Here is a 15,068-nt window from a genome sequence, read left to right as displayed (position 1 = left end):
TCAAGCGGATGATTGAAATCCGTTGAGGGGCAGCCGGACCGTGAACTCGGTGTGGCCGGGCGAACTCCTGACGGTGATCGTCCCGTGGTGCGCCTTGACAACGGCGGAAGCGATCGCCAGACCGAGACCGGTGCTGCCGCCTTTGCGCGACCGCGAGGAATCGCCGCGCGCGAACCGCTCGAAAACCTCCGACTGGAGTGCCTCCGGAATCCCAGGGCCGTTGTCGATCACCTGAAGAACGGTGTGCGCCGGTTCGGTGGACAACCGCGTCGTGACGACGGTACCTGCGCCGGTGTGGATGCGGGCGTTGGCAAGCAGGTTCGTCACCACCTGATGCAGCCGCGCCGCGTCACCCGGCACCAGCACGGGTTCTTCGGGCAGGTCCAGTTCCCACTGGTGATCCGGCCCGGCCACATGCGCGTCGCTGACCGCGTCCACCGCCAGCCGGGAGAGGTCGACCGGCTCACGTTCCAGCGGCCGGCCCGAGTCCAGACGGGCCAGCAGCAGCAGATCCTCGACAAGGCGCGTTACCCGCTCGGTCTCGGACGCCACCCGGCTCATCGCATGCGCCACCGCTTCGGGGTCATCGCCCATCCGCTGGGTGAGTTCGGTGTAGCCCCGGATCGCGGCCAGGGGTGTGCGCAGCTCATGGCTGGCGTCTGCCACGAACCGGCGAACCCGGGTCTCACTGGCTTGCCGCGCCGACAGCGCGGAGGCGATGTGGTCGAGCATCCGGTTCAGGGCCGAACCGAGTTGGCCCACTTCGGTATAGGGGTTTGCGTCGGACTCCGAGACCCGCACCGGCAGTTCGACCTCGCCGCGGTCCAGCGGCAGATCGGCGACCTTGCTGGCGGTTTGCGCGACGCGGCGCAGCGGAGCCAGCGCGCGCCTGATGATGACGATGCCCGCGGTGGGCGCGGCGACCCCCGCGACCACCGTGACGATCGCGAAGATCAGCAGCATCCGCAACATCGTGGCGTCGATGTTGGACATCGACAGGCCGGTCACGATGATGTCGCCGCCGCTGCGACTGGGCGCGGCCACCACGCGGTACCGCCCCAGCCCGTCGAGGTCCACCGTCACCGGTCTGCGGCTGCCGGCGATCTGTTGCAGCTGGCCCTGCGCGGTCGGGGTCAACGCGGCGCGGGAACCGGTGCTGGTCAGGTAACCGGCGTCGACCGTCGTGCCCTTGTTCACCACCGCCGCCACCATGCCGGCCGGCTGGCCCGGCGCATCAAGGAATCTGGGGCCCGGACCCGGCCTGACGTAATGCTCATGCCGGCGCGGCGGTTCGGGGTACATCAAGGCCGAGCGGTAGGAGGTGCCCCCGAGTTGCTGGTCGAGTTGCTCCAGCAGGTGGTGCCGCAGCGCCAGCTCGGTCACCGCGGTGATTCCCACGCAGACCACGGCCAGCACCACCACCTGTCCGACCAGCAGCCGCAAGCGGAGCGACCAGACTCGCGGAGCCCTAGCGGGCCGGCTTGAGGACATAGCCCGCGCCGCGCAGCGTGTGGATCATTGGTTCGCGACCGCTGTCGATCTTCTTGCGCAGGTAAGAGATATACAACTCGACGATGTTAGACCGGCCGCCGAAGTCGTAGCTCCACACCCGGTCCAGGATCTGTGCCTTGCTCAGCACCCGCTTGGAGTTGCGCATCATGAACCGCAGCAGTTCGAATTCGGTGGACGTCAAAGAGATCGGTTCGCCCGCGCGGGTCACCTCGTGGCTGTCTTCGTCGAGTACCAGGTCGCCTACTACCAGTTGGGCACCGCTGTCCACGGTCGTCACCCCGGTGCGCCGCAGCAACGCCCGCAACCGCAGCACGACCTCCTCGATGCTGAACGGCTTGGTGACGTAGTCGTCACCGCCCGCGGTCAGTCCGGCGATGCGATCCTCCACCGCGTCCTTTGCGGTCAACAGCAGCACCGGCAGCTGCGGAATCTCTTCGCGCAGTTTGTGTAATACCTCCAGGCCGCTCATGTCGGGCAGCATGACGTCGAGAACGACGACGTCGGGACGCTGGGCGCGGGCCGCGGCGATCGCGGACAATCCGTCGCCTGCGGTGGCGATGTTCCAGCCCTCGTACCGCAGCGCCATCGACACCATTTCGGCGAGAACGGGCTCGTCGTCGACTACCAGCACGTTGATCGGGTTGCCGTCGGCGCGGCACATGACCACGCGCTCAACCGCCGTTCGGGGATACGACACAGCTTCAAGTATCCGTATGCGACTGGGCCAACGCTATGGCATTCCTTTGGGTGAACTGTGAAAAACCGCGTGACTGCCGAAGCAGTCACGCGGTTTCCACCCGCTCCGATTTGTGTGGACTTAGTACCAGTACCGCCTACCGGCGACCGGGCGACCTACAGATCCCATGATCCACAAGATCGCACCGATTACCAGCAACACGATGCCGAGTGTCCACAGAATATGGAGCGTAGGGAACACAAGTCCCAGAATGATCAAGACGACACCAAGTGCGATCATGGTCAACTTCCTTTGTTTGAGAGGGTAGAGGGTTCACTTATTGCTTGGGCTGCGGCACATTCACCGGCGGCACGTCGCAATGGACTGCGGGATTGAGTTTGTAATTCAATGGCCCCGCAATCACCGTTGTTGCGATGGAAGCCGCTGAGGCGCAGTTAGTTGGCCCATTCTCGAAGTAGTGCCGCTGCCACGCCGCGAATACGCCGATGAGCAGCCACACTACGACAATCGCGCCAATAATTCCGCGGCCTCGCATAGTGACCTCCGTTGTGTCCGAGATTAAATCCCGTGGCACTAGCGATACCCATTGGCCCGTTGTCTAAACATCTTCTTAGACTGAGCCGTTGCGCTTTGTCAGGCGCTACGGCTGTCGGGCGAGCCAGGTGGTGGCGCGTTTCTTCGATGCCCGCGACAACCAGGCGTCCTGAACCAACTCGGTCAATTCGGCCTTGCCGATTTCCTTGAGCCGGCACGCGCGCACCAGAACCGAAGGATGCCCGTCGAAATGGCGGGTGGTGAAGAACGGCGAGTTGGGGTCTTGAACCAGCGCCAATTTGTCGCTCTCCGACTCCACCCAGAGCATGATCACGTCGGCATAGCGTTCGCCGGTGACCGGGTCGGTTGCGTCGGGCTGCGGAGTTCGGAAGAACACGAACGACTTGCCACCCACCTGATAGATGGCGTTGCCCTTCGGTCCTTCCAGGCGGGTGACGTGGGGCATCGACGCGGCGATCCGATGCACGTCGTCAACCCGGGCGGGGCGGTCAGCCATTATCGCGGCGATACCCGGCGCCGTCGTCGTCGCGTCGCTGCGCAGACACGAAAAGCGTTGGGGGCATTGACTCCTCGGTACCGTCCGGAATGCTGCGGCCGTAGCGCGCCATCAACTCGGGGAAGGTGGCCGCCGATGTGTCCCAGCCGTGTGCACGCAGCCAGTCGGCGACGGGTGTACGTTCTTCGGCGTACCACAGGTCCTCGAAATCCGTTATTTCCGCGTCGACGAGTTTCGCGGCCGCCGCCCTCATGCGGCGCATCTCCTCGCGTTGGCGCTCCACTCGCTCGGGAGCGGTGAATCCTTCGGCGGGAACGTTGGAGGCCAGCCAACTGCCTCCCGAACTGAGGGCATGTACGCGGTCGAACAAGAGATCTTGGGCCTGCGCCGGCAGATACCGCACCAGACCCTCAGCCGACCAGGCGACCGGTTGTGAGACGTCAAACCCGGCTTCCTGCAGAGCTTTCGGCCAGTCCTGGCGCAGGTCTATCGGCACGTTGACCAATTGCGCCGTCGGTTGAGCGTCGTGATCCTGCAGCGTGGTGGATTTGAATTCCAGCACCTTGGGCTGGTCCAGCTCGTAGACGACGGTGCCCTCGGGCCACGGCAGCCGCCAGGCCCGCGCGTCCAGGCCGGACGCCAGAATCACCACCTGCCGAACACCGGCTTCGGCCGCGCCCAGGAAGAATTCGTCGAAAAACGCTGTGCGGGTGGCCATGAAATCGACCATCAGACGTAGCCGTGCCCGCACGTCGGGCTCCACGTCGGACGTTTCGGCCAGCAGCGCTGGGTTCAAGTACAGGCTCCACATCCCGTCGCCCGCCGCCTCCACAAACAGCCGTGCGAACGGATCGTTGATGAGCGGGTTGTCACTTGCGGTCTCCGCAGCGCGAGCCGCAGCGACGCCCAATGCGGTGGCGCCGACACTGTGCGTGATGTCCCAGGAATCGTTGTCCGTGCGCGGCATGTGCTGTTCTCCCGGCTGGATAGTCAGTTTCGCGAACCATTCTTCCAGCCATCCCGGTCCTGGTTGGCGGCTCCAACCGTTCGTCAAGCGTGCCCTACGCTCATTTCCCAGAACGATGGCCAGGTTATCGAGAGGTCGAGGAGCGCCATGACTCGTACGCCGCAGCAAGTATTCGCCCACCACGGGCAGGCGCTCGCCGCAGGCGACCTCGACGAGATCGTCGCCGACTACGCCGACGACTCGGTGGTGATCACCTCGTCAGGTGTGGCGCGCGGCAAGGACGACATTCGAAAGGTGTTCGTTAAGCTGCTCGACGATCTGCCCGATGCGGCGTGGGACTTGAAGACTCAGATACTCGAGGACGACGTGCTCTTCCTCGAGTGGTCCGCCGATTCGGCGGAGAACCGGGTTGACGACGGCGTCGACACGTTCGTGTTCCGCGACGGGATGATCTGGGCGCAGACGGTCCGGTACACGCCGCGGGCCAAGGGCTGAGCCTCGTGGAGGCCGTAGACCTGAAAGCCGTTGCGGACTGGATGTCCGAGCAGGGGCTGGGCGATGGTCCGCTGAGCGATGTCTCGGCGGTGACCGGCGGAACCCAGAACGTCATGATGCGCTTCAACCGGTCCGGCCGCTCCTATGTACTCCGCCGCGGACCGCGGCACCTCCGACCCCGCAGCAATAGCGTGATCCTGCGGGAAACCAAGGTGCTCGCCGCGCTGGCCGGCTCCGACGTGCCACACCCGCACCTGATCGCCGCCTGCGATGACCCCAGCGTGCTCGGCGATGCCGTGTTCTATCTGATGGAGCCGATCGACGGATTCAACGCCGGGGAAGGGCTGCCGCCGCTGCATGCCGGCGATCCAGAGGTGCAGTACGGCATGGGGCTGTCGATGGCCGATGCTCTGGCGAAGCTTGGCGCCGTCGACCACGTCGCCGTGGGCCTTGCCGATTTCGGTAAAGCGGACGGCTTCCTGGAACGCCAAGTGCCACGCTGGCTTTCGGAACTAGAGTCCTACCAGGAGTACGACGGCTACCCCGGCCCACAGATCCCGGGCGTCGATCAGGTCGCCGCGTGGCTGGAGAGCCATCGGCCGAAGACGTGGAAACCCGGCATCCTGCACGGCGACTACCACGCGGCCAACGTGATGTTCTCCCGCACCGGGCCGGAGGTGGTGGCCATCTGTGACTGGGAGATGTCGACGATCGGCGACCCGTTGCTGGATCTGGGCTGGCTGCTGGCGACTTGGCGGCAGGATGACGGGTCGTCGGTCTTCAGCCATTTTCTGGGCACGCAGGAGGGGTTGGCCAGCACCGACGACCTGCTGGAGCGGTACGCCGCCAATACCACCCGCGACCTTTCCCAGATGACCTGGTACACCGTGCTGGCCTGCTTCAAGCTCGGCATCGTGATCGAGGGAACGCTGGCCCGCGCGTGCGCGGGCAAGGCCGAGAAGGAGGTCGGCGACCAACTTCATGCGGCCACCGTGCAGCTGTTCGAGCGAGCGTTGGGGCTTATCGAGACGCGGACTTGAGCTGCAGCCGGGCGCTTCTCCATGCCGTCGCCGCTTTCCTGCCGGCCGCTGGAACTAAGCCGTTGGGGATGGGCCGCGAGTGTCCGGCGCCGCAGTCCGTGCTGCCACGGTGGGTTTATCGCGTCGTCGCGCCAGTCCGGCGAGCCCGAGCAGCCCCGCAAGCCCGGCCAGCCCCCACAACCCGCGGTTGTCACTGCGGTTGTTGTCGGCGTTATTGTCGGCGATTGTCGTAGTCGACGATGACGACGCCGGAGTCGGCGCAGGAGGTTCGACAACCGCGCCGCCGAACAAGAGCGCCCCAGCGGCCGCGGTGACAGCAATGCTCATTCGCATAGCAAACTCCAAACGCGAGTAGGTAAGGCCTACCAACCGCGTACCCCGCAAACCCCGTAGTAAATCGACTTGTGTGTTATAAGCGTGTCGGTTTGGGGAACTCGTTGTCGAAGATGGAGCCCACCGAGGGCGCCGTTACTGACAGGAGTTGCAATGATCGGCACAATAGTTCTCGCCATCGTGGTGGGCGCGGTTATCGGTTTGGTGGCGCGTCTCGTCATGCCTGGCAAGCAAGACATCGGCATGATCATGACCATTGCGCTGGGGGCCCTAGGCGGGTTGATCGGCTCATGGGTGGCCGGCTACTTCGGATACCACAATGCCAACGGTGGAATCGCCTGGATTCCGTTCTTCATCGGAGTCGGTGCGGCCGTGGTCCTCATCGCGATCTGGGAGGCCGTGCGGGGTCGTAGTGCCCGCCGTAGCGGGTTGCTTCGCCGATAGCTGCTCGGCCGGCCGCTGGCTGTTTGCCCGGCACTCGGGCAAACAGTGCTGCCGTGTTGCGCGCATAGCCACCGTGGTGTAGTCGCTAACCTTCGCTACCCCACGGTGCAGTGGCGGGTCTGCGCAGAACGTCCTCCACCGAATTTAAGGTTTATCTAAGATTTGACGTTTGTCTAACAGGTCGTGGGGTACGGGGACTGTACGAGTCAAAACACTGGATCCACCGCATCAGAGCGGGTGAGGATGATGTCAAAACCATCGATAGCGGCGCGCGAAGCGGCCCAACTAGCCCCGAAATATATCGCTGAGATGACCTGTCGACAGCCGGAGCGGATCACCGCGGTCGAACCCGACAACCAGGGCGGATGGTTCGTCGAAGTGGAAGTTGTCGAAGACCGGCGAATCCCGTCGTCGGCGGACATCCTCGCGCTGTATGAACTCGAGCTGGATGTCGACGGGGCACTGCTGGGCTATGGACGAATTGGTCGCTATTCGCGCGGCCAGACGCTGGAACTGACGCCGGATGAGCCGTTCACCACAGACGGGGACACTAGTCCTCCCTCCCCGGAAATTCACGGCCGGTCCGGCGATCAGCATGGCAACGCATAGGACACCTCCGTTCCGTCCACAGCATGCGGCAAGGCCGCATTACGCACGAAAGGTGGTGCCGTGTGATGACCGTTGAATCAGGCCGGGCGGGAGTCGATCCGCCGCGGGCGGCGGATGTCCCGATCGCCGAGTTGATGACGCAGCTGTCGGGACAGGTTTCGCAGCTGGTTCGTGACGAGATGCGGCTGGCCCAGAAAGAATTCCAGCAGTCGGCCAAGCACGCAGGCATTGGCGCCGGACTGGTCAGCGTGGCCGGACTGCTCGCGGTGTTCGCCTTCGCCACGCTGGTCGCTGCCGCGGTGGCTGCGGTGTCGGTGGTGGTACCGGTGTGGGCTGCGGCGCTGATCGTCTCGGCCGTGCTAATCGTGACAGCCGCAGTTGCCGCATTGCTTAGCCGGCGCCAGGTCCAGCAGGTATCCGCAGTTCCTCAAACCGCGACCGAAAGCATCAAAAAGGACATCAAGCAATTAAAGGATGCCGGGCATGACCGAAGCTGACCGATCCGTGCCAGAGCCGGGGCCCCAGGCCGACGTCGAGGGCCTGCAGGCCGATATCGAACGCACCCGCACCCAACTCGGCCAGACCGTGGAGGCGCTGTCGGACAAACTCGACGTGAAGGCGCAGGCCAAACAAAAGGCGGCAGATGCGCGAGGCCGCCTTGCGTCCAAGACCCAAGAGGCTAAAGGGCGCGCCTTCGAGACCGCGCGAGCTCTGCGATCCAACGCAGCCGAAGTTCGTTCTAAGATGGCCGGTGCGGTAACAAATGATCAGGGTTCGATCAGACCCACTGTGCCAATGGCCGGTATTGCGGTCGCTGCGGCCGTCACCATCGGAATCGCTGTGGGGATGCGGCGCCGATAACCGGCTGCAAAACGTTCCGTACAGCAGCCAACGGGCGCGTTCGAACCAGGGACTTCGTTCCCCCTTGTCGGGCGGACGATATTGATCAGCCTCCGGTGTGCGCGGCCTCGGTGTGCGCGATGTCGATAAGTTGGCGGTCGATGGCTTCCAGTTGTCTGGAAAGCGCACGTATTTGGGCGAGCAGGTCCACCCTCCGGCGAGCGAGCTTCTCTCGGCGAATGGCGAGGGTGACGCAAAGATCGTCTTGGTCGGCGATCTCTCGCCTGGCTTCATTGGCGCTCATGGAGGGTGCCCTCCTTATTAATGGATTTGCAGCGCCCGCTCCTGGTGGGCGTATGCGCCCGTTCGCTGGGTCCCGGACGCCCACGTCCCGCCGAATCCATTTGAGTCGGTCCCGGACGCCAACGTCCCACCGGACCGCCGAACAACGATGACGTTACACCGCAACGTGCTGCTTGCGAATGTCCGGTAATTGGGCCCACGATGCAGGGAATCGTGTTCTCTGCGGTTGAAATCGGCTGTTCCGGACGTGCAGTGTATGGAGTCCACAGGTCGCGGATGCGGCAAGAAGTCGAGCTAGCCAAGGTCGCCGTGAGCCGTGAGCGCGCCCGAAGAGATTCGAACTCCCAACCTTCTGATCCGTAGTCAGATGCTCTATCCGTTGAGCTACGGGCGCATGTCTTCAGTTGTCTTGCGTGGCGGAGGCGAGAGGATTTGAACCTCCGGTCCCCTTGAAGGGGGACAACTCATTAGCAGTGAGCCCCATTCGGCCGCTCTGGCACGCCTCCATTGGACTTCCTGAGGGTACCCGACTTCTTTTCGGCATCCCCGAACCGCCGGAGGGTTAGCGTACACAGCGGCGACATATGCTGTCGAAGTGAGCGCCCGCCTGCGTCCCGTGCTGGCCGGCCTTCCCGTTTATGTTCCCGGCAAGACGGTGCCGGGCGCGATCAAACTGGCCAGCAACGAGACCGTGTTCGGCCCGCTGCCCAGCGTTCGCGGCGCAATCGAACGGGCCACCGACGTCATCAACCGCTACCCCGACAACGGCTGCGTGCAGCTCAAGGCCGCCCTGGCCAGGCATCTGGGCTCGGATTTCGCGCCCGAGCACGTCGCAGTCGGCTGCGGATCGGTCAGCCTGTGCCAGCAGCTTGTGCAGATCAGCGCCTCGGCGGGCGACGAGGTGATCTTCGGCTGGCGCAGCTTTGAGCTGTATCCGCCGCTCGTCCAGGTCGCCGGCGCGATTCCGGTCAAGGTGGCGCTGACCGACCACACCTATGACCTCTACGCCATGCTGGCCGCGATCACCGACCGCACCCGGCTGATCTTTGTCTGCAACCCCAACAACCCCACGTCCACCGTCGTCGACCCGGACGCACTCACGCGCTTCGTCGAGGCGGTGCCGCCGCACATCTTGATCGCCATCGACGAGGCCTATGTCGAGTACATCCGGGACGGCCTATTGCCCGACAGCTTGGACCTGGTCCGCGCCCACGGCAATGTCGTTGTGCTGCGCACGTTTTCGAAGGCTTACGGACTGGCGGGATTACGCGTCGGCTATGCCATCGGGCAGCCCGACGTGATCACCGCGCTGGACAAGGTCTACGTGCCGTTCACCGCGACGAGCGTCTCGCAGGCCGCCGCCATCGCCTCGCTGGGTGCCGCCGACGAGCTGCTTGCTCGCACCGACGCCGTTGTCGCCGAACGTATTCGGGTCAGCCACGCGCTGCGTGATGCCGGATTCACCCTGCCGTCCTCGCAGGCCAACTTCGTCTGGCTGCCGCTCGGGCCGCGCACCCGGGACTTTGTGGAACAGGCCGCCGAAGCGCATATCGTGGTTCGCCCGTACGGCACCGACGGCGTCCGGGTCACGATCGGCGCGCCCGACGAGAACGACGTTTTTCTCGAGTTTGCGCGAGGTTTCGCCCCGCAGCTGGAACAGCGATCGTAAGGAGTGACGATGAGCCTGGCGCGTAAGAAGTTCGCCGATTTCAAGGACCGCAGCGTTTCCGACGCCGAGCTCGACGATTACTGGGCCAGTCTGGTGCCGGCGACCATCGAAGGCATGCTCGGCGAGTGGTCCGGTGGCGAGTTCGTCACCGGCCACAAGATGAACGGCAAGCTGGAAAAGGCCGGCTGGTTCGGCAAGACGTTCAATTCGGCCACTGACGTCCAGCCGCTGGTGTGCCTGGACGCCGACGGCAACAAGTTTTCCAACGTGGCGATGGGCAAGGGCGAAGCCAGCCTCTGGCTCGAAGAATTCCGCGGCGAAGTCACCGCCACGATGGTGTACGACGGGCAGCCCGTGCACGACCATTTCAAAAAGATCGATGACGACGCGGTGATGGGCATCATGAACGGCAAGGGCGTCCTGGACGACGGCCGGTACTACTACTTTTATCTGGAGCGCGTTTAGTCGACGCGCCAAGCCGGGTTGCGGCCGGTGAAGGCGACCAGCTGGTCCATCGGGTTGGCATCGGCCGGCACCTCGACCGGCTCGGCGAACCCGCCGCGGGCCCGTTGGTCCGGCTGGATGAGTCGCTGCGCCAATCCAAAGACGTATTCGACCAGCGGATCGGGCGCCTTGACCTCGCGTCCCAGGGCCGCGGCGTAGTCCCAGGCGTGGACCAGGAACTCGACCGACAACACTGACGCAGCGACCTGGGCGGGTATCTCGGATTCGCCCAGCGAGACGTTGCCCTCCAACCCGTGCCGGTGCCAGGCATCCAAAGTGGGCCGGGCGGCGCCGATGATCTGGCCCTCCACGGCGTCGGTCGGTTCACGCGCCGAATAGTCAGCGCCCACCATGCCCCCGAGCGTCGTGATGGAGTTCAGCAAATGCTCGGTCAACTGCGATATGTCGTACTCCGAACATGGTGTCTGCCTGGACATGTCGTCATCGGCGATGGTGTGCAGGACCTGCTGCAACACCGCCAGGGACTGCTCGGCGCTGCGTAGCTCGTCGGTCGGCGGCGAATCTGGTCCGGGTCGCAAATCAGAGGGCATATCAGCCACGCTACGGTCTGGGAATGGGCGAAACATATGAATCCGTCACCGTCGAAACCAAGGACCAGGTAGCACAGGTGACGTTGATCGGGCCGGGCAAGGGCAACGCGATGGGGCCCGCCTTCTGGTCCGAGATGCCGGAGGTGTTCGCGAAGCTGGACGCCGACCGCGACGTGCGGGCGATCGTGATCACCGGATCGGGCCGCAACTTCAGCTACGGCCTGGACGTGCCCGCGATGGGCGGTTCGTTCACCGCGCTGCTGACCGACGGCGCGCTCGCCCGCCCGCGCGCCGATTTCCACGCCGAGGTCAAACGGATGCAGGGCGCGATCAGTGCCGTCGCCGACTGCCGTACCCCGACCATCGCCTCGATACATGGCTGGTGCATCGGCGGCGGCGTCGACCTGATCTCTGCGGTGGACATCCGCTACGCCAGCGCTGATGCCAAGTTCTCGGTGCGTGAGGTCAAGCTGGCCATCGTCGCCGACGTCGGCAGCCTCGCTCGTCTGCCGCTGATTCTGAATGACGGCCATCTGCGGGAACTTGCGCTGACGGGCCGTGACATCGATGCGGCCAGGGCCGAGAAGATCGGTCTGGTCAACGATGTATACGAGGACGCCGAGGCCACGCTGGCGGCCGCGCATGCCACCGCCGCCGAGATCGCCGCCAATCCACCGCTGACCGTCAACGGCATCAAGGATGTCCTTGACCAGCAACGTATTTCAGCGGTTTCGGAGAGCCTGCGCTATGTCGCGGCCTGGAACGCGGCCTTCCTGCCGTCCAGGGATCTGACCGAAGGCATCCAGGCGACGTTCGCCAAGCGTCCGCCGCAGTTCACTGGCGAGTGACTCCGCGGCTTGACCATAAAGCCGCCACGAGAATCAGAGTGCCCGCTACCAAGCCCGCGGCCTCGAGCCACCCGACGCTGGTGCCGGCGCGGTGCTGGGTGTCGACGATGTGGCTGAGCGCATGTAGCGACCAGTGCGCGGTGGCGAAGGCCAGCGCCGGCACCCGCCACGTCGGCCAGCGCAGCGCGCCCAGCAGCAGCAGGCCCAGCGGCAACTCGAACGACGCGTTGTCGAAGATGTAGTGGTTGTTGCGAACGCCGAACGCGCCGAGGGTATCGAAGAAGACGCCCGGCGCCGCCAACATAAAGGCTCCGAGGACCACCGAGTAGATCCCGAAGACGATCAGGGTCACATCGACAAGGCGTGCGCGGATGGGCATAGGACCACGCTAAATGCAATCCCGGGCCGGGGACACGTACCCTCATCCGAGATGACTCCAGACGGAAAGATTCGCGTGCCGACTGACCTGGATGCCGTCACGGCAATCGGCGAAGAGGACCACTCCGAAATCGACAGTGCAGCCGTCGAGCGGATCTGGCAGGCCGCGCGGCATTGGTACCAGGGCGGCATGCACCCCGCGATTCAGCTCTGCATCCGGCGGAACGGCCGTGTCGTACTCAACCGGGCCATCGGCCACGGCTGGGGCAACGCCCCGACCGATCCCCTCGACGCGGAGCAGATCCCGGTCACAACGGAGACACCTTTCTGCGTGTACTCGGCTGCCAAAGGCATCACCGCGACCGTCGTGCACATGCTCGTCGAGCAGGGGCACTTCTCGCTCGATGACCGAGTCTGCGAGTACATCCCCCCGTACACGAGTCATGGCAAGGACCGCACCACGATCCGCCACGTGCTGACCCACAGTGCCGGCGTTCCGTTTCCCACCGGACCCAGGCCAGACCTCAGCCGCGCGGACGACCACGAGTACGCACAAGAGCAGCTCGGCAAACTGAGACCGCTGTACCGGCCGGGCCTGGTGCACATCTATCACGCGCTCACCTGGGGTCCGCTGATGCGCGAGATCGTCTATGCCGCCACCGGCAAGGACATTCGCGACATCCTGGCCACCGAGATCCTGGACCCGCTGGGCTTCCGGTGGACCAACTTCGGCGTCGCCAAGCAGGACATCCCGTCGGTTGCGCCCAGCCACGCAACGGGCAGGCCGTTGCCGGCGGTGATCGCGGCGATCTTCCGCAAGGCGATCGGCGGGACCGTGCACGAGATCATCCCCTACACGAACACGCCGGCCTTCTTGTCCACCGTGGTCCCGTCGTCCAACACGGTGTCGACCGCGAACGAGATGTCGCGCTTCGCCGAGATTTGGCGTCGGGGTGGTGAACTCGACGGCGTACGGATCATCAGCGCGGAGCGGATGTACGGCGCGGTGCAGGAATGCCGCCGGTTGCGGCCGGATTTCGCCGTGGGTCTCATGCCGGCTCGCTGGGGCACGGGCTACATGCTGGGTACGAACCGGTTCGGACCGTTCGGGCGCAACGCGCCCGCGGCATTCGGGAATCTCGGCCTTTCCAACATCGCCATCTGGGCCGACCCGGCGCGCGGCATATCCGCCGGTGTGATCAGCAGCGGCAAGCCCGGGCGTGATCCGTTTCTCGACCGCTACACGGCGCTGATGGACACGATCACCGCTCAGATCCCCGCCGGTTAACAAAGCGGGCGGTGGGAACACTGCCGGTATGGCTACCTACCGAGTGCTCAACCCCAAAGGCGATGTGGTCGCCACCAAGGACATCGAAAGCGCCGACGACGCGCACGCCTGGTTCGTCGACAACAAGGTCGAGGGCAACGAACTGGGCTGGCGCATGGAGGTCGAGCACGACGGCGAATGGCATTTCTTCGACGACAGCGAGGGCGACCGTAGCTACTAGTTTGTCGCTCACCTGGCGGGGCAACCACAAAGATGGATTCTGAACGCTTCCGCAAGTTGGTAGGGGCCCCCGGACCATTCGCGTCCGTCCATTTCGACGATTCGCACGACACCCACGACGCCGAAACTCAGCTCGAGCTCAAATGGCGCGGTCTGCGGGAAGACCTGCTTCGGCAGGGCGCCAAGGAATCGATCGCCGAGGAGATCGGCCGGGCCGTCTTTGAGCTACGCCCGCCGATCGGCCGCAGCGGCCGCGCCGTCGTAGCCAGCGCGGAGGCCGTGCTGATGAACGAGCACCTGATCAAGCCACCGTCAGCGCCCATCGTGCGGGTCTCCGAATTGCCCTATATCCTCCCGATCGTCGAGGACGGCTTCGAGTACCCGGATTATCTGCTGGTGGAGGTCGACCACACCGGCGCCGACCTCACGTCAAGGATCGACGGCACCTTTCGCTCCGAGATCGTCGACGGCGGCGGCTATCCCGTGCACAAGGCTGCCGGCGCAGAAACCGCGGGATACGGCGATCCTCAGTTACGCACGGAAGAGGCCGGGCGCAAGAACATACGCGCCGTCGCCGACCGCATCAACGAGGTCATTGACCGCACGGCGATCGAGCTGATCTTCGTCGTGGGTGAAGTGCGCTCGCGTTCGGACCTCATCGCCGCTCTCCCGGAGCGAATCGCCGAGCTCGTGGAGGTGCTGCAAGTCGCAGCGCGGAACACCGGACACGACGACGAGTTGCAGCACGCGATCGAAGCGGCGTGCCTGCATCGGCACCTGAGGACGATCGGAGATGCCGCCGAACGCTTCTCGGCCGAGATGGGCCGCGATCACGGCTTGGCCGCCGAGGGACTCGGCGCGGTCTGCTCGGCGCTGCGGCAAGGCGCGGTCGAGACGATGATCATCGGCGATGGGATCGACGGCCTCACGGTCGTGGCCGACGCGGGACTGACGACCGTCGCCCCCAATGCGGACGTGCTGTCCGAGCAGGGCGCCGCGCCCGACAAGATCTTGCGAGCCGACGAGGCGCTGCCGATCTTCGCGATCTCGATCGGGGCGTCGTTGGTGCGTACCGACGAACGCATCTCGCCGGCGGACGGCGTCGCCGCCGTGCTTCGGTATGCGCCGACGCTGCACTGAGGGTTTGTCGCGCGTCGCGAGTGTGCACAAATGTCGCTTGAACCGGCCTGTCGGCGTGCATATGCGCACCTTGGCGGTCCATGACGCGACTCATCACAGTGGCGGTGTCCGAGGGGGTGTCTGAGTTCACGACATAGGTGACAGATGAGTCGAGTCATGGGTGACACCTGGGGTGATGGC

At 64.7% G+C, this 15,068-nt stretch carries 22 protein-coding genes and 2 tRNA genes; 12 read left to right on the top strand and 12 right to left on the bottom strand.

Going from position 1 to position 15,068, the window contains the following annotated elements; genetic code table 11:
- The 6 genes from A9W99_RS05125 to A9W99_RS05105 form a co-directional block, all read right to left on the bottom strand.
- On the bottom strand, nt 1-1,491 hold the full coding sequence (locus tag A9W99_RS05125) for a cell wall metabolism sensor histidine kinase WalK (protein WP_067374431.1): 1,491 nt from the start codon (nt 1,489-1,491) through the stop codon (nt 1-3).
- The gene (locus tag A9W99_RS05120; RefSeq protein ID WP_067232792.1) at nt 1,469-2,173 is read right to left on the bottom strand and encodes a response regulator transcription factor; all 705 of its coding nucleotides are present in this window, start codon (nt 2,171-2,173) and stop codon (nt 1,469-1,471) included. The genes A9W99_RS05125 and A9W99_RS05120 overlap by 23 nt, the downstream gene beginning before the upstream one ends.
- A gap of 156 nt (nt 2,174-2,329) precedes the next feature.
- Nucleotides 2,330-2,488 carry a DUF6131 family protein gene (locus A9W99_RS27105; RefSeq protein WP_231995815.1) on the bottom strand — a complete coding sequence of 53 codons (159 nt, stop codon included), beginning with the start codon at nt 2,486-2,488 and terminating at the stop codon, nt 2,330-2,332.
- 37 nt (nt 2,489-2,525) lie between these two features.
- The gene (locus tag A9W99_RS27100) at nt 2,526-2,744 is read right to left on the bottom strand and encodes a hypothetical protein (protein ID WP_067374428.1); all 219 of its coding nucleotides are present in this window, start codon (nt 2,742-2,744) and stop codon (nt 2,526-2,528) included.
- Between the two features lie 105 nt (nt 2,745-2,849).
- Nucleotides 2,850-3,260, bottom strand: a complete 411-nt coding sequence (locus A9W99_RS05110; RefSeq protein WP_067374425.1) for an MmcQ/YjbR family DNA-binding protein — start codon at nt 3,258-3,260, stop codon at nt 2,850-2,852.
- On the bottom strand, nt 3,253-4,227 hold the full coding sequence (locus tag A9W99_RS05105) for a class I SAM-dependent methyltransferase (RefSeq protein ID WP_067374423.1): 975 nt from the start codon (nt 4,225-4,227) through the stop codon (nt 3,253-3,255). The genes A9W99_RS05110 and A9W99_RS05105 overlap by 8 nt, the downstream gene beginning before the upstream one ends.
- Nucleotides 4,228-4,374: 147 nt before the next feature.
- Between A9W99_RS05105 and A9W99_RS05100 the strand changes: the two genes are divergently transcribed.
- Both A9W99_RS05100 and A9W99_RS05095 read left to right on the top strand, forming a co-directional pair.
- Nucleotides 4,375-4,722 carry a nuclear transport factor 2 family protein gene (locus tag A9W99_RS05100; RefSeq protein WP_067374416.1) on the top strand — a complete coding sequence of 116 codons (348 nt, stop codon included), beginning with the start codon at nt 4,375-4,377 and terminating at the stop codon, nt 4,720-4,722.
- 41 nt (nt 4,723-4,763) lie between these two features.
- On the top strand, nt 4,764-5,762 hold the full coding sequence (locus A9W99_RS05095; protein ID WP_067374590.1) for a phosphotransferase family protein: 999 nt from the start codon (nt 4,764-4,766) through the stop codon (nt 5,760-5,762).
- Nucleotides 5,763-5,816: 54 nt separating this feature from the next.
- Here A9W99_RS05095 and A9W99_RS05090 read toward each other — a convergent pair whose 3' ends face one another.
- Nucleotides 5,817-6,089 (bottom strand): WGxxGxxG family protein, encoded by a 273-nt coding sequence (locus tag A9W99_RS05090; RefSeq protein ID WP_253869609.1) that lies wholly within the window; start codon nt 6,087-6,089, stop codon nt 5,817-5,819.
- Nucleotides 6,090-6,248: 159 nt separating this feature from the next.
- Between A9W99_RS05090 and A9W99_RS05085 the strand changes: the two genes are divergently transcribed.
- From A9W99_RS05085 to A9W99_RS05070, 4 genes are all read left to right on the top strand, one after another.
- Complete coding sequence (locus tag A9W99_RS05085) at nt 6,249-6,539, top strand: GlsB/YeaQ/YmgE family stress response membrane protein (RefSeq protein WP_067374411.1); 291 nt, start codon at nt 6,249-6,251, stop codon at nt 6,537-6,539.
- Nucleotides 6,540-6,782: 243 nt separating this feature from the next.
- A complete protein-coding gene (gvpO, locus tag A9W99_RS05080) occupies nt 6,783-7,148 on the top strand; it encodes a gas vesicle protein GvpO (RefSeq protein WP_082929825.1) in 366 nt (121 codons plus the stop codon).
- A 65-nt stretch (nt 7,149-7,213) separates the two neighbouring features.
- Nucleotides 7,214-7,645, top strand: coding sequence for a phage holin family protein (locus A9W99_RS05075; RefSeq protein ID WP_067374407.1), 432 nt, complete (start codon nt 7,214-7,216; stop codon nt 7,643-7,645).
- The gene (locus A9W99_RS05070; RefSeq protein ID WP_082929832.1) at nt 7,632-8,009 is read left to right on the top strand and encodes a DUF3618 domain-containing protein; all 378 of its coding nucleotides are present in this window, start codon (nt 7,632-7,634) and stop codon (nt 8,007-8,009) included. The genes A9W99_RS05075 and A9W99_RS05070 overlap by 14 nt, the downstream gene beginning before the upstream one ends.
- Before the next feature lie 85 nt (nt 8,010-8,094).
- Here the strand turns inward: A9W99_RS05070 and A9W99_RS05065 are convergent, their stop codons facing one another.
- From A9W99_RS05065 to A9W99_RS05055, 3 genes are all read right to left on the bottom strand, one after another.
- On the bottom strand, nt 8,095-8,292 hold the full coding sequence (locus A9W99_RS05065) for a hypothetical protein (protein ID WP_067374396.1): 198 nt from the start codon (nt 8,290-8,292) through the stop codon (nt 8,095-8,097).
- Nucleotides 8,293-8,612: 320 nt separating this feature from the next.
- A tRNA-Arg gene (locus A9W99_RS05060) sits at nt 8,613-8,685 on the bottom strand.
- Between the two features lie 20 nt (nt 8,686-8,705).
- A tRNA-Ser gene (locus A9W99_RS05055) sits at nt 8,706-8,797 on the bottom strand.
- Between the two features lie 89 nt (nt 8,798-8,886).
- Between A9W99_RS05055 and A9W99_RS05050 the strand changes: the two genes are divergently transcribed.
- A complete protein-coding gene (locus A9W99_RS05050) occupies nt 8,887-9,960 on the top strand; it encodes a pyridoxal phosphate-dependent aminotransferase (RefSeq protein ID WP_067374393.1) in 1,074 nt (357 codons plus the stop codon).
- A 9-nt stretch (nt 9,961-9,969) separates the two neighbouring features.
- Nucleotides 9,970-10,425 (top strand): DUF4334 domain-containing protein, encoded by a 456-nt coding sequence (locus tag A9W99_RS05045; RefSeq protein WP_067374387.1) that lies wholly within the window; start codon nt 9,970-9,972, stop codon nt 10,423-10,425.
- Here the strand turns inward: A9W99_RS05045 and A9W99_RS05040 are convergent.
- On the bottom strand, nt 10,422-11,015 hold the full coding sequence (locus tag A9W99_RS05040; protein ID WP_067374382.1) for a TIGR03086 family metal-binding protein: 594 nt from the start codon (nt 11,013-11,015) through the stop codon (nt 10,422-10,424). The two genes, A9W99_RS05045 and A9W99_RS05040, sit on opposite strands and share 4 nt — an antisense overlap.
- A 23-nt stretch (nt 11,016-11,038) precedes the next feature.
- Here A9W99_RS05040 and A9W99_RS05035 point away from each other — a divergent pair, with 23 nt between their 5' ends.
- Nucleotides 11,039-11,863: a crotonase/enoyl-CoA hydratase family protein gene (locus tag A9W99_RS05035; RefSeq protein ID WP_067374380.1), complete on the top strand. Its 825-nt coding sequence runs from the start codon at nt 11,039-11,041 to the stop codon at nt 11,861-11,863.
- Here A9W99_RS05035 and A9W99_RS05030 read toward each other — a convergent pair.
- Nucleotides 11,850-12,242: a hypothetical protein gene (locus A9W99_RS05030; protein WP_067374378.1), complete on the bottom strand. Its 393-nt coding sequence runs from the start codon at nt 12,240-12,242 to the stop codon at nt 11,850-11,852. The genes A9W99_RS05035 and A9W99_RS05030 overlap by 14 nt on opposite strands.
- Before the next feature lie 51 nt (nt 12,243-12,293).
- Here A9W99_RS05030 and lipE point away from each other — a divergent pair, with 51 nt between their 5' ends.
- The 3 genes from lipE to A9W99_RS05015 are packed head-to-tail and all read left to right on the top strand — an operon-like array spanning nt 12,294 to nt 14,888.
- Entirely contained in the window at nt 12,294-13,529 is a 1,236-nt protein-coding gene (gene lipE / locus A9W99_RS05025) for a lipase LipE (RefSeq protein ID WP_067374375.1), read from the top strand.
- A gap of 28 nt (nt 13,530-13,557) precedes the next feature.
- Nucleotides 13,558-13,749, top strand: a complete 192-nt coding sequence (locus A9W99_RS05020; protein ID WP_067374371.1) for a hypothetical protein — start codon at nt 13,558-13,560, stop codon at nt 13,747-13,749.
- Nucleotides 13,750-13,781: 32 nt separating this feature from the next.
- Complete coding sequence (locus tag A9W99_RS05015) at nt 13,782-14,888, top strand: hypothetical protein (protein ID WP_067374368.1); 1,107 nt, start codon at nt 13,782-13,784, stop codon at nt 14,886-14,888.
- The last annotated feature ends 180 nt before the right edge of the window (nt 14,889-15,068 follow it).

It is taken from the genome of Mycobacterium sp. 1164966.3, assembly GCF_001665395.1.
Classification (GTDB): domain Bacteria; phylum Actinomycetota; class Actinomycetes; order Mycobacteriales; family Mycobacteriaceae; genus Mycobacterium.
Note: the sequence above shows the minus strand (reverse complement) of the source record. Positions and strands in the feature narration are given on the sequence as shown.